This window comes from Spirillospora sp. NPDC127506, assembly GCF_040302145.1.
Classification (GTDB): domain Bacteria; phylum Actinomycetota; class Actinomycetes; order Streptosporangiales; family Streptosporangiaceae; genus Spirillospora.
Genome location: NZ_JBEORG010000004.1, coordinates 275,442 through 287,991, shown reverse-complemented (window position 1 = coordinate 287,991; position 12,550 = coordinate 275,442). Strand labels below are relative to the sequence as shown.

Genomic DNA, 12,550 nt, shown 5'->3' with positions numbered 1-12,550 from the left:
ATGGCTGGCGTAGGAACCTCCATCCTCGGGAGACCTCGACCTCTATCCCCGGACCGACGCGCCAGCCCCCACCACACCCTCGATTGCGAAGAGCCCCATAACCCCGCCGCTGTTATGAAAGCGATCCGAGCGGTCGGAATCGCCTCATGCGTGGCACCGCTAACCGCTTTCGTCTCCGCATTTCCGTGGGCCATCATTGATCAGTCATGCCAGGACCGAGTTGAGGTGTCGGATCCTGTGAATAAACGGATACCGACAAAGCGAGTTCGGACAACTCAGCAGCGTATGCAGGGAAGTGCTCTACAGCGGAGATCATTGCACGAGATGCCGGGAACAGGTCACTGAGAATCGTCTGCAGTATGCGTAGATCAATGCCGAGTTGCAGACAAGATTGGACGATCGAGTACACATCCAGATAGGGATTATTGGCACGGGGCAGGGCAAGTCGCACAGTTTCGGGCAGTTCATCCACAACTTGGTCACGTGCCTCGGACGTCAGGAGAGGCGAGTCGTCCACGAGCAGCTCTACCAGCTCGAAGGCCAGTTGCATCAGGCGATGATTCGGCGTCCCGGCACCGGAACGAAGACCCTGGCGAGGCGGCGAATGTCTTGCCGACATATCCGTTATGGAGGGCTGTCCGGCAGGGTGTTCCGGCGAAACATCCGCTTGCAGGTCCGTCCATGCCTCAAACCTGCTTTCCTTGACTGGGACCGCTATCTTCCGGAAGCCGCCTTGATCGATCTCACTGGTAGCCCGAACCGCATCCTCGTATACTCGCTCGGAGATGATGAGCCCGAACTGGGCATCGGACCGCCGCATCGCCCGCTTGAAAGACGGTGCATCGACCATCCGGAAGACGTTGATCAGAGGGTGTCCCACGAGGCCGCCCCCGTCGGGCTTCACCACTCCTTGATCCAGACCGACTCGGAGCCGGAGTCGTGCGTTGTTCGAGGCTGTTCGGTTGTATCTCCTGAGCCTACTGCGCAAACCTCCTACGACGTGTGTGAGCAGGATTTCGGGGCTGTGATGCGGCGGCAGCACCAGCAAGATTCCGTCACCGCGGTCTTCCTGGTATCGCTCTTCGGAACCGATTCCGGCACCGGAAAGGCTGTCATCAACCATCGCGAGTAGCGAAAGCTTTAGGTGGTGGCGGATGCTATCCGTTCGCGCAGGATCGCTAAACCCGGCAATATCTACCACAACGATCGAGCAGAGGCCGTTAGGGAAGTAGCCATTACCTTGCATGGCGTCCGGGCGATCCCCTGGACCTTTTGCAGGGGGTTGCGGGGGCGTGCTTTTGGTCGTTGTCGCGCCGGGCCGGTCGCGCCTGGGAGGATCATGCCGTCCCGGTGTTCGGCTTGGCCTCCTGTTCGTTTTCGGAACGTTGTGCGGCTCGGTCGTGGTTGACCGTGCAAGTGCACTCAATATCGTCCCCGCGGGGCTATCGGCCAGGACGCCGCGGGACGGAGATGACGTCCTGGAGCGAGGGCGGCCAAGTGCACCTACGATCCTGCCCGCCCAAGTGTCAGAGCGCATCCTCTCCTCCTTGGCCAAGCACCAACTCAGTTTGGTCTTCGGTGTTGCCGGACCGAGCGGACGGCGTCCGGGCCGCGGCGGTGGCGGGTTGGCCAGTAGTCGACGCGACGACTTGCGCTTCCGATACAAGCGGGACAGCGCGGGCGAGCCTTTCGATCACTAGAGGAGCGCTAACACCCAACCCCAGCGCGGCCAGCGACCCTTCGACCTGATGAGCGCCGACCGCGGCGGCCGCGACGACACCGCCGATGCCGACTCGAATCACTACCGACACCACGTACGCCGCGAAGCCCTGTGGGATCGGCCGACGCCACGACCACCCGCCTTCAGCACTCTTGATGGAGCCGTACAGCTCCAACGCCTCCACGCAGAGCCCACCCGCCAACCCCCACAGCGCAGCCGCCCATAGGTCCATGTCACTGACGGTAGGTCAGTAAGGCCACGGCAGACTACGTAAGCGCCGAAACTCGGACTGAGCTGTGCCGGGTGCCACCGCGACGACAAGGTTGGGTGGCCCTACTTCGCCGTCACATCGGCTCGTATAGGTGTGGGTCTGATGGGCCGACGGCGGAACTCGAATCTCACCCCGCCGTCCCCCACTGGACCCACACTCCGCATCCCCCCGAAAAGCAGCCATTCTGCTCACCCTCGCCGGATGGGAATGCGCATGAGCCGGGCCGCCCGGCCCCGGGCTGCAAGGCGCTGTGCGCCCTGCCGGGGCTCGCCCGGGACCGTCCTGCGCCGCGGGCAGGGGTGAGGTTAACCGAACCCCGATCCGCCTGCTCCCACGATCGCTCCGAGGGCGTCCTGGGGACGAGCCTGGAGACATCCGTCCACGTAGCACGGAAGGTGTCCCATGGCGATCCTCCTCTCCGGTATCACGCGCCGGTCCCGCTTCGGTCCACCGCTCTGGCGGCGATCCGCGTATGCGCTCGCGGCCCTGCCTGCCGGGCTGGCCTCGCTCACGGGGGTCCGGGTGCAACCCGCGCTCGCGCACCGCCTGCTGGGCGTGCCGTCCGCACGTCCAGGACGGTTCCGAACGATCCTGCACGCCCTCTTGTCGCTGCCGCTCGGCGCCCTGTCGCTCCTGGCGGCCGCGTACGGGTGGGCGATCGTCGTGCTCAACCTGCTCTACCCGGCCCGCTGGCTCATCGGGATGGGAGGTTCGCTGGACAGTTCCTGGGGCGGCCCGACGCTCGCCGGAGCCTGGGCCGTCCACGCGGCGGGCGGGCTGGTGATGCTGCTGCTGATGCCCGCTTTGATGCGGGGCACCACTACGCTCCAGGCTCGCCTGATGCTTCGCGTCTTCGGCGGGACAGCGCCGAATGGGACGATGGCGCGATGACACAGGTGCCGCGGGGCCCGGCGGTCCGCCGGGCCGGAACGGAGGCGCTCTACCTGCTCGTCAGTGCCCCGGTCGCCCTGGCCGGGCTGTGTTACGCGGTGTTCTCGGGTGCGCTCGGCATCGTCCTGTCGGTCACCCGGCTGGGCGGGGCCGCGACGGCGGCGGTGTTGCGTGGCGCCTGCCGGTTCGGGGAACTGCACCGCCGGCTCGCGGCCGTCCTCCTGGATGAGCGAGTGCCGGCGCCCGGCCTGCCGCGGACGCGGGCCGGGCTGCGGGCCTGGGTGCAGGACGCGCACGACACCAGCGGCTACCGCGCGTTCCTGCATCTGCTCGTGCGGTTCCCGCTGGCCGTCCTCGGCGTCGCCGTGGTGCTCGTGACCTGGGTGTACGGGTTCCTCCTGCTCACGTATCCGATCCAGCTCCCCCTGCACCTCAACGAGATCACCACCCGCGACCAGAGCGGTGGGATTCGGAAGGGCCTCGTCGTCGGCGGGTTCTACTTCGACACGTGGCAGCGCAGCCTGCTGGTGGCGCTGGCCGGCGTCGTCCTGCTCGCCGCAGCGCCGCGGGCCGTCCGGCTGGCCGTCCGTCTCGACGTGGCGGTGCTGCGGTCGCTGCTCGGACCGCGGCCGGACGATGCGCGCATCCGCGACCTTGAGCGGAGCCGGTCGTACGCGGTCGAGGACGCGGCGGCGACGCTCCGCCGGATCGAGCGGGACCTGCACGACGGCGCCCAGGTGCGGCTCGTCTCGCTGACCATGACCCTGACCGCGCTGCAAGAGGCCCTTCCGGACGACACCCCCGAGCACGCCCGCGAGCTGGTCGCCGCCGCCCGCACCGGCGCGCGGGAGGCGATCGCCGAGCTGCGCGAGCTGGTCCGCGGTATCCATCCGCCCGTCCTGGACCAGGGGCTGGACGCGGCGCTGGCGACCCTCGCCGCCCGCAGCCCCGTCCCGACGGAGCTCGAGATGGACCTGCGGGTCCGGCCGTCCGCGGCGATCGAGTCGATCGCCTACTTCTGCACCGCCGAGCTGCTCACCAACGCGGGACGGCACGCCGCGGCCCGCCGGGTCGCGGTGTCCGCCGTCCAACCGGGGGACGGCACGCTGCGGCTATCGGTCACCGACGACGGGAAGGGCGGCGCGCGGACCCGTGCCGGCGGCGGGCTCGCCGGGCTGGCCGAGCGGGTGCGTACGGTGGACGGCGAACTGTCCGTGCTGAGCCCCCAGGGAGGACCGACCACCGTGACCGTCACGCTTCCCCTCACCACCTCGTGACCGGTCTGCGCGTGGTGATCGCCGAGGATGCGGTGATCCTGCGGGACGGCCTCGCCCACCTGCTCGGGCTGCGCGGCCACTCGGTGGTGGCGGCGGTCGGCGACGCGCCCGCGCTGCACGCGGCCGTTGCCGAACACGGACCGGACGTCGCCGTGGTGGACATCCGGATGCCGCCGACGCACACCGACGAGGGCCTGCACGCCGCGATCGAGTTGCGCCGCGTCCACCCCGGGCTCGGCATCTTGCTGTTCTCTCAGTACGTGGAGACGCGGTACGCGGCCGAACTGCTGGCCGGGTCGCCCGCCGGCGTCGGCTACCTGCTGAAGGAGCGGGTGTCCGACCTCGACGACTTCGTGGACGCGCTGAACCGTGTCGCCGCCGGGGGCACCGCGCTCGACCCGGAGGTCGTGGCGCACCTGCTCGGCGCCGCCCGGCGCGACGACGGGCTCACATCCCTCACCCCGCGCGAGCGGGAGGTGCTCGGCCTGATGGCGGAGGGCCGGACGAACGCTGCGATCGCCGCGTCCCTGGTGGTCACCGAGCGGGCCGTGGAGAAGCACATCGCGAACATCTTCACCAAGCTCGGCCTCACGCCCACCGGCAGCGACCACCGCCGCGTCCTGGCCGTCCTACGCTATCTGAGGGCGCCTTGACCATCCGTCCGGGAATCATCGTCGCGCTGACCGAACGGATCGGCTGACAGCGACTGGTCGCCCGCGGACCCGAGCGGGCAATCGCAGCACACCCCGCGATAACTGCACGCATTCTCATGCCGCCGAGCGTCACCAGCCGGCTCGTAGCTTGATGCGCGAGGGTGGTGAACGGTCGATGGAGAGCGCTCCGGCCTCTTCCAGCAGGACGGCCACCCACCCTGCGGTAGCCCGCTTGAGGAAGCGTTTCAGGTGCTCATCCAGGCTTCCAACCTTGGCATCTACCGAGTACGCGCTGCCGATCAGTACCCGGCCGCAGATCGGTTGTGCGTTACGCCTGGGTCGCTTGTGTCCTTGCGACGTAGACGGTGTTGGTCGCGACCCGTTCTTGGAAGGGGTTATGGAATTCGACGATGTGTGCTTGCGACTCGTAGAACACCTGGGCGAGTACGGCGTTGAAGCGCTCGTCCGGCGGGTCGTTGGACCATAGGGCGAACACGCCGCCGGGGTGGAGACGGCCGGTGAACTCGCGCAGGCCACCGGGCTCGTAGAAAGGCGCGTGAGCCGGGTCGAGCACATGGCGCGGCGAGTGGTCGATGTCAACGACGATGGCGTGGAAACGCCGTCCCGGAATGCCCGGATCGAAGCCCTGGGGATCGGTGGCGAGGGAGAAGAAATCTGCCCGGAGGAGGCGGCAACGAGGATCAGACGTCAGGTCCGCGCCCAGGGGCACCAGATGCCGTTGGTGCCATTCGATGACTTCGTCGAGCGCTTCCACGACGGTGAGCGAGCGCACACGCGGGTCTTCCAGCACGGCGTGGGCGGTGTACCCGAGGCCGAGCCCGCCCACGACCACGTCGAGGTCGGTGTCCGGCAGCGGCTCCAGGCCGAGCCGCGCCAGCGCGATCTCTCCCTCCGTGAACTGGCTGGACATGAGGAAGTCATCGTCGAGCTTGACCTCGTAGACCTCGGTGCCCGAAGCCGGGTCTCGCCGACGCCGCAGGCTGATGGCCCCCTTGGCCGTCTGACGCCAGTCGATCTCCTCGAAACGCGCGCTCACACACCCCTCCGTTCCCCTCTGCCGCACCGGCGAATTCCATGGACGTCCGAGTCGCCGCGCGGTCACGACCCCGGAACGGCCCTGGTCAGGTCCGGGAGCCGCTGACGCTACCCTCTCGCGGAGTCAGGGACGGCACCGCAGGCCAAACCGACGGCTGATGTCGCCGCAAACCGGTGGTTCGGCCAGTCCCCGGGGCGGTCGTCGCCGTCGTCGCGGCCGCCCCCAGCACGCGAGAGGCCGGCCGTTCCTGCTCAGATCTTCGGAGATTGCGACGCGCTCGTCCGGGATGCCCAGTTCAGGAGGGCGAAGCCCAACGCCAGCCCCAGCATGGTGTACACGCCCCGCGGCCAGAAGATGTGGCTGTCGATGAAGGACCAGCCAGAGATCAGGAGCACGGCTGTGCCGGGAAGAACCCGGATGCCGTGCCGGGGGAGTAGCGCCACCGCGGTGGCCGCGATCGCGATGATGAGGGCGGAGACCCCGATGCGTCCGAGTACGTCGGCCGTGTCATAGAGCGGCATTTTCAGCGCTTGCAGGTCCGCTTCCCGGGGCGCGTGCTCGACTGTCGTTCCCGCCGCGATGCCGGCGACCGCGTCGAGTCCGGTGTAGAAGGCGGCGTAGGTGAAGGCAGCGATCCAGGCCACCACGGTGGCCAGTCCCGGCAGATCACGGTGGGGCCGGTGCCACAGGACGATCAGCAGCCCGACCGGCAGCAACGGAAAGACCGGTAGCAGCACGATGTGCAGGTTCGCCCAGCCGGTGGCGGTTGCCCTGGACAGCTCTCCAGGGTGCACCATGCCCGCCGCGGCCAGCACGAGGGGCGTTGCAGTTACCAGAGCCGTGCTTCGGATGGTCGACACGCGCTGATCGTAGGACCGCCATGTCACCCCGTCCGATCGCGTAAGAGGTTCGTAATTCGCCGCACTCTTCTGCCGCTGGTCGGGCGCTGTTGATGGCAGTGACGTGCGAACGGCGGGCGGGTGTGACAGGGCGTCTCGCGCGAATGAGTGCTCCGGGTCGCGGGGGCTGGGGGTCGCGAGACCCCCGCTTCGCGCACGCTCAACCTACTTGCCGCTGCCGTACGACTCGTACGTGAGGTACTCGCCAAAATCGTCCCGAAGCCACGCGGGGGTTCCCCACTGCCCACCATGTTCCAGCGAACCCTCGTAAACGATCTCCAAGAAGCTGCCTTTCCTATCAGCCATGAGTCCGAGTCGCTGATTCCTGCTGTAAAGGAAGAGCGAAGCGCGAATGTCAGGCTTCCTATCGATGAGTTGCATCCCCAGGATTCCGTCCCAGCACAACTGGAAGCCGTTGCCTTGAGGGGGCGAACTGCGGATACTGCAGGAGAAGCCCAACCCCTCGTCGTGCAGACACTCGTTCATGGGAGTCACTAGTTCGACTTGTTCCTGCAACAACGTGCCCAACTCCGCCACGAGCCGGTTAATCCAACCCGGTCGGGGATCATCCCTGCCAGTCACCCGGTACGTCTCCCGAGCCGCTAGTGAAGGTCATTGTGCCGACGCTGAGCGTAGGGCGGCCGTGCCCGGCGGCGCGAGACGGGACCGGACGGAACAGGCCGCATGCCCGGATCGCAGAGCCGGGCGCGGCCGCATCACGGCTCTGTGCGAGCACAAAGTGAAGCAGGCGGCCGAACGGGCTGACGCCTGGGACAACTGGGAGGACTATCGTCTTCCGTCCCGGCGCGGGACGCCGATGGAGCCAGACAACCTTCGTCGTAGGTGGGGCCGTGTTCGCGCGGCCGCCGGCCTGGAGTCCATGCGCTTCCACGACATACGGCACAACCTGCGTCTCGCTGCTCATGGACCTCGGCGTCCCGCCGCACATCGTCCGCGACATCTTCGGCCACAGCGACATCAAGGTCACGATGACGATTTACGCTCACGCGGCCGTCGACGAGAAGCGGGCGGCACTTCGGAAGCTGGGGAATGTGCTCGGCTGAGGCCGTTGCTGTCAAAAGGCCCGGAACCTGATCAGGTTCCGGGCCTTTTGGCTGGTCATACGAGGTGGGCAGGGGCGGGGTCGAACCGCCGACCTTCCGCTTTTCAGGCGGACGCTCGTACCGACTGAGCTACCTGCCCAGGACGCGTGGTGCGTCTGGCGGTCCTGACGGGATTTGAACCCGCGGCCTCCACCTTGACAGGGTGGCGAGCACTCCTAACTGCTCCACAGGACCTTGCTGCTCCGAGCTTAACGGCTTCGGAGGGGTGTCTTGACCGGCGGGGACCCCCGGCGTTTGGCACGTCCGAGAGCATACGCGATGCCCGAGGAGCGCGCCAACTCGTTAACCCGCGTGGTGGCAGGGGATAGAGCGTCACGGAGAGGTACTGGTCGGTGACGGTGGTCTAGTGTGTCCGGGTTGCGTGACTGCGCGTGACCAGAGGGTTGCATAGGAGGGGGGTCCGGCGTGGTCGCAAAGCTCCCAGACCAGAGCGCCGACGGCTACCAGAGAGGGCTCGGGACGCGGCAGATCCAGATGCTCGCGATCGGCGGGACGATCGGGACCGGGTTGTTCCTCGGCGCCGGGGAGAACATCGCCAAGGCGGGGCCGAGCCTGATCCTGACGTACGCCGTCGCGGGGCTGGCGCTGTTCTTCGTCATGCGGGCGCTCGGTGAGCTGCTGACGTACCGCCGGACGGAGGGCGGGTTCGCCGGGTATGCCCGGGAGTTCCTCGGGCCGTTCTGGGGATACGCCACGACCTGGACGTACTGGATCATCTGGGTGACGACCGGCATGGCGGAGCTGACCGCGGCCGGCAAGTACATCCAGAAGTGGTGGCCGGGGGTCGAGCAGTGGCAGACGGCGCTGGTGGCGCTGCTCGTGCTGTTCGCGGTGAACCTGATCTCGGTGAGGCTCTTCGGGGAGCTGGAGTTCTGGTTCGCGATGATCAAGATCGCGGCGATCGTGACGATGATCCTCGTGGGGCTCGGGGTGCTGGTCTTCGGGTTCGGCGACGCGGGGGACACGGCGACCCCGGCCAACCTGTGGGAGCACGGCGGCGTGTTCCCCGAGGGGTACGGCGCCACGATCATGACGCTGCAGATGGTCATGTTCGCCTATCTGGGCGTCGAGCTGGTGGGCGTCACCGCCAGCGAGGCCAAGGACCCGGAGCGGAACATCCCGCGGGCGATCAACGCGCTGCCGCTGCGGTTCGCGCTGTTCTACCTCGGGTCGCTGCTGGTCATCCTCGCGGTGGTGCCGTGGACGGCGTTCAAGGGCGGGGCCAGCCCGTTCGTGCTGGCGTTCGACAAGATCGGCATTCCGGGCGGGGGCGACATCGTCAACTTCGTGGTGCTGACCGCGGCCCTGTCGTCCTGCAACGCGGGCGGGCTGTACTCGACGTCCAGGATGCTCCGGACGACGGGCGTCAACGGCGACGGGCCGAAGGTGCTCGGGCGGCTGAACGGGCGCGGTGTGCCGGTGCTGACGGTGACCATCTCGGCGCTCGTCATGGGCATCGGGGTGGTGGTGAACGCGGTCGTCCCGGACAAGGCGTTCGAGTACATCACCTCGGTGTCGACCGGCGGCGCGTTGATGGTGTGGACGGTCATCCTCGTCGCCCACATGATCTACCGGCGGAAGGCGGCGGCGGGGCTGCTGAACAAGTCGCCCTACAGGATGCCGTGGGCGCCTTACAGCGGCTGGGCGGTGCTGGCGTTCTTCGCGTTCGTCACGGTGACGATCGCGTGGGAGGCCGATACGCGGGTCGCGCTGTACGCGATGGCCGCGTGGGCGGCGCTCATCCTGGTCGGCTGGCCGTTCGTCCGGCGCAACTCGCTGGGGGCCGGGGCGGAGGTGGCGGTGGAGAGCGCCGGCGTCTGACCTCCGTGGGATGATCCCGTGTAGCGGTTCCATCCCCCCGGAGGCAGGCGTGACCAGCAGCCTAGAGATCCGTGTGCGCTGGGTTCTGCTGGTCGTGGTGGGGGTGGCGAACCTCGTCGGTTCGCTGGTCGTGCTGCTGTTCGCGACGTTCGTCCTGCCGGATCCGCCGCTGGAGGACCGCGACTACGTCCGCATGGTGAACGCGGCGGCGTTCTTCAGCTATCCGGTGGTGGCCACTCCGGTGGCGCTGCTCACGGGGCTGTGGCTGTGGCGGCCCGTCGTCATGTTCGTCCGGGACGGGGGAGTCCCCGACCGGCAGCAGCGGCGGGCCGTCCTGCTGGGGCCGCTCCGGTTGACGATGCTCGTCGGCGCCCTGTGGACGGTGGGCGCGCTGGGCTGGGCGGTGCTCGACCTGGCGCTGTTCACCGGGCGGCTCGCCGTGAAGACCGGGCTGACGTGCTTCCTCGGCGCGGCCACGACCTGCACGATCGTGTACCTGCTGTCGGAGCGGCTGCTGCGCCCGGCGGCGGCGCTGGTGCTGCGGACGGAGCGTCCGAAGAAGTTCCGCCTGCCCGGGGTGACGACGCGGGTGATGCTCGCGTGGGCGCTCGGCACGGCGATCCCGGTGTTCGGGCTGATCTGCGTCGCCATCGCCGCGCTCGCCGCGCCCGACATCAACGTCCGGCAGCTCGCGATCACGATCCTCGGGCTCGGCGGCGTGGCGATCCTCGCCGGGGTCTACGTCATCTATATGGCCACACGGGCGATCGCCGATCCGATCAAGGCCGTCCGGAAGGGGATGGCGCAGGTCGAGCGGGGCGATCTGGGCGCCGAGGTCGCGGTGTACGACGCGAGCGAGGTCGGGCAGCTGCAGGCCGGGTTCAACCACATGGTCGCCGGGCTGCGCGAGAACGAGCGGCTGCGCGACCTGTTCGGGCGGCATGTCGGCGAGGAGGTCGCCGACCTGGCGCTGGAGCGCGGCGCGATCACGCTCGGCGGCGAGACCCGCGAGGTGGCGGTGCTGTTCGTGGACCTGACCGGTTCGACGAGGCTCGCCGACACGCGGAGCCCGGACGAGGTCGTCGGGCTGCTCAACCGGTTCTTCGGCGTCGTGGTGACGGTCGTCGCGAAGCACGGCGGCTGGATCAACAAGTTCGAGGGGGACGCGGCGCTGGCGATCTTCGGAGCGCCGACGCAGCTGGAGGACTCGGCCGGCGGGGCGCTCGGCGCGGCCCGTGAGCTGGCGGTGCGGCTGCGCGCCGAGGTGCCGACGCTGGACGCGGGGATCGGCGTGTCCGCGGGCCCGGTCGTCGCCGGGTACATCGGCGCGGAGGAGCGGTTCGAGTACACGGTGATCGGCGACCCGGTGAACGAGGCGGCGCGGCTCAGCGACCTGGCGAAGGAGGAGGACGGGCGGGTGCTCGCCTCCGCGGCCGTACTGGACCTGGCGCATCTGGCCGAGTCGGACGAGTGGGACGTCGGCCGGTCGGTGACGCTGCGCGGCCGGAGCCGCCCGACCCGGCTCGGCACGCCGCGGCGCGCGCCGGAGGCCGAGGGCGGGATCGAGATCGAGCGGGTCCGGCTGCGGTTCCCGCGGCCGCTGCGGCGGAGCCGGCGGCTGCTGCTCGGCGCGCTGATCCTCTCCAAGGCCGCCAAGAGCGCGCGCATGCCGGACAAGTCGGACGACCCGGAGTAGCGGCGCGGGCGATCTTCCGGAAGGCGCCGTGTCCTCCCCGTCCAGACCGGGCCGGATGCGTATCGTCGCCGGATGTACACGGTCTGCTACCGGCCCGTAGCTCCGGTGTCACCGGACGGCCCGAGGGTCGGGGCGGACAGCCCCGGCTCCCGATGAGGTGACAGATGCACCGACGGAATCGTCTCGCGGTTCTCGCCGTCACGGCCGCCACGGCGCTCGTAGTCCCGGCGACGGTGGCCGCCGCCGATACCGGCCCCGGCCCGGCCACGTCCCCGCGGCCCGCCGCGGAGTCGGGGGCGCCCGCTCCCCGTCCCCGCGCCGGGACCGCGCTGCACGCCCGGATCGTGGACGTCGCGCACCGCGGCGCTTCCGCGTACGCGCCGGAGAACACGCTCGCCGCGTTCAAGCTGGCCAAGGCCGAGCATGCGGACATGTTCGAGCTGGACGTCCAGGAGACCAAGGACCACGAGCTCGTCGTCATGCACGACACCACGCTCGCCAGGACGACCGACGTGGAGGACGTCTACCCCGACCGCAAACCCTGGAAGGTCGCCGACTTCACCCTCGCCGAGATCCAGAAGCTGGACGCGGGGTCGTGGTTCGCGGCGAAGTACAAGGGCGAGCGCGTGCCGACGCTGCCCCAGGTGCTGGCCGCGATGCGCGGCGTCGGCCTCGGCATGCTGCTGGAGATCAAGAGCCCGGCGCTGTATCCGGGCATCGAGGAGCGCATCGCCGCGGCGCTGAAGCGCTCGCCGTCCTGGCTCCGGTACGACCCGGCCGAGCGGCGCCTCGTCGTCCAGTCGTTCGACTGGGATTCCGTCCGCCGCTTCCACTCCGTCCTGCCCAAGGTGCCGACCGGCCTGATCGGCACCCCGAAGGCCGGCGACCTGCCGGAACTCGCCGGGTACGCCGATCAGATCAACCCGACGTTCAGCGACCTGACCGCGTCGTATGTCCAGAAGGTGCACGCGTCCCGGATGGACGTGCTCACCTGGACGCTCAACGACCGCGGCGACATGGAGAAGGCCGTCCGCCTCGGCGTGGACGGGATCATCACCAACGAACCGGACGTGCTGCGCAGCGTCCTGCAGGCGTCCAGGACGAACCCGTCCCAAGCCGCCTGACAACCCCGGACCGCCTC

General features: G+C 68.8%; 11 protein-coding genes and 2 tRNA genes. 7 read left to right on the top strand and 6 right to left on the bottom strand.

The genetic code is table 11. The features are described 5' to 3' along the window. Positions 1 to 193: 193 nt before the first annotated feature. Together ABTW95_RS07175 and ABTW95_RS07170 are read right to left on the bottom strand one after the other, a co-directional pair. Positions 194 to 1,123, bottom strand: a complete 930-nt coding sequence (locus ABTW95_RS07175) for an effector-associated domain 2-containing protein (protein ID WP_500225433.1) — start codon at positions 1,121 to 1,123, stop codon at positions 194 to 196. A gap of 403 nt (positions 1,124 to 1,526) precedes the next feature. Continuing rightward, on the bottom strand, positions 1,527 to 1,952 hold the full coding sequence (locus ABTW95_RS07170; protein WP_396445565.1) for a hypothetical protein: 426 nt from the start codon (positions 1,950 to 1,952) through the stop codon (positions 1,527 to 1,529). A gap of 441 nt (positions 1,953 to 2,393) precedes the next feature. On the opposite strand from ABTW95_RS07170, the gene ABTW95_RS07165 reads away from it, so the two are divergent. From ABTW95_RS07165 to ABTW95_RS07155, 3 genes are read left to right on the top strand one after another with little or no spacing between them, the layout of a single operon-like run. Beyond that, the gene (locus ABTW95_RS07165) at positions 2,394 to 2,882 is read left to right on the top strand and encodes a hypothetical protein (protein WP_500225430.1); all 489 of its coding nucleotides are present in this window, start codon (positions 2,394 to 2,396) and stop codon (positions 2,880 to 2,882) included. Beyond that, a complete protein-coding gene (locus ABTW95_RS07160; RefSeq protein WP_500225427.1) occupies positions 2,879 to 4,159 on the top strand; it encodes a sensor histidine kinase in 1,281 nt (426 codons plus the stop codon). Before ABTW95_RS07165 ends, ABTW95_RS07160 begins: the two co-directional genes overlap by 4 nt. A 5-nt stretch (positions 4,160 to 4,164) precedes the next feature. Continuing rightward, positions 4,165 to 4,812: a LuxR C-terminal-related transcriptional regulator gene (locus ABTW95_RS07155; RefSeq protein ID WP_396445593.1), complete on the top strand. Its 648-nt coding sequence runs from the start codon at positions 4,165 to 4,167 to the stop codon at positions 4,810 to 4,812. A 328-nt stretch (positions 4,813 to 5,140) separates the two neighbouring features. Here ABTW95_RS07155 and ABTW95_RS07150 read toward each other — a convergent pair whose 3' ends face one another. Together ABTW95_RS07150 and ABTW95_RS07145 are read right to left on the bottom strand one after the other, a co-directional pair. Next, a complete protein-coding gene (locus ABTW95_RS07150; RefSeq protein ID WP_500225425.1) occupies positions 5,141 to 5,869 on the bottom strand; it encodes a spermidine synthase in 729 nt (242 codons plus the stop codon). 251 nt (positions 5,870 to 6,120) lie between these two features. Beyond that, positions 6,121 to 6,729 (bottom strand): hypothetical protein, encoded by a 609-nt coding sequence (locus ABTW95_RS07145; protein WP_500225423.1) that lies wholly within the window; start codon positions 6,727 to 6,729, stop codon positions 6,121 to 6,123. 890 nt (positions 6,730 to 7,619) lie between these two features. Here ABTW95_RS07145 and ABTW95_RS07140 point away from each other — a divergent pair. After that, positions 7,620 to 7,832, top strand: a complete 213-nt coding sequence (locus ABTW95_RS07140; protein ID WP_500225422.1) for a hypothetical protein — start codon at positions 7,620 to 7,622, stop codon at positions 7,830 to 7,832. Between the two features lie 65 nt (positions 7,833 to 7,897). Here ABTW95_RS07140 and ABTW95_RS07135 read toward each other — a convergent pair. After that, a tRNA-Phe gene (locus tag ABTW95_RS07135) sits at positions 7,898 to 7,971 on the bottom strand. A gap of 17 nt (positions 7,972 to 7,988) precedes the next feature. After that, positions 7,989 to 8,066: transfer RNA gene (locus tag ABTW95_RS07130), tRNA-Asp, on the bottom strand. A gap of 231 nt (positions 8,067 to 8,297) precedes the next feature. Between ABTW95_RS07130 and ABTW95_RS07125 the strand changes: the two genes are divergently transcribed. The 3 genes from ABTW95_RS07125 (at position 8,298) to ABTW95_RS07115 (ending at position 12,533) form a co-directional block, all read left to right on the top strand. Continuing rightward, positions 8,298 to 9,713: an amino acid permease gene (locus tag ABTW95_RS07125; protein ID WP_396445571.1), complete on the top strand. Its 1,416-nt coding sequence runs from the start codon at positions 8,298 to 8,300 to the stop codon at positions 9,711 to 9,713. A gap of 49 nt (positions 9,714 to 9,762) precedes the next feature. After that, complete coding sequence (locus tag ABTW95_RS07120) at positions 9,763 to 11,409, top strand: adenylate/guanylate cyclase domain-containing protein (RefSeq protein ID WP_396445572.1); 1,647 nt, start codon at positions 9,763 to 9,765, stop codon at positions 11,407 to 11,409. 164 nt (positions 11,410 to 11,573) lie between these two features. Then, complete coding sequence (locus ABTW95_RS07115) at positions 11,574 to 12,533, top strand: glycerophosphodiester phosphodiesterase (RefSeq protein WP_396454838.1); 960 nt, start codon at positions 11,574 to 11,576, stop codon at positions 12,531 to 12,533. Positions 12,534 to 12,550: the final 17 nt, after the last annotated feature.

Excerpts from the sequence above, each read along its gene's own strand:
- ABTW95_RS07175 (WP_500225433.1), bottom strand. The coding sequence starts at position 1,123 with ATGGTTGATGACAGCCTTTCCGGTGCCGGAATCGGTTCCGAAGAGCGA.
- ABTW95_RS07170 (WP_396445565.1), bottom strand. The coding sequence starts at position 1,952 with ATGGACCTATGGGCGGCTGCGCTGTGGGGGTTGGCGGGTGGGCTCTGC.
- ABTW95_RS07165 (WP_500225430.1), top strand. The coding sequence starts at position 2,394 with ATGGCGATCCTCCTCTCCGGTATCACGCGCCGGTCCCGCTTCGGTCCA.
- ABTW95_RS07160 (WP_500225427.1), top strand. The coding sequence starts at position 2,879 with ATGACACAGGTGCCGCGGGGCCCGGCGGTCCGCCGGGCCGGAACGGAG.
- ABTW95_RS07115 (WP_396454838.1), top strand. The coding sequence starts at position 11,574 with ATGCACCGACGGAATCGTCTCGCGGTTCTCGCCGTCACGGCCGCCACG.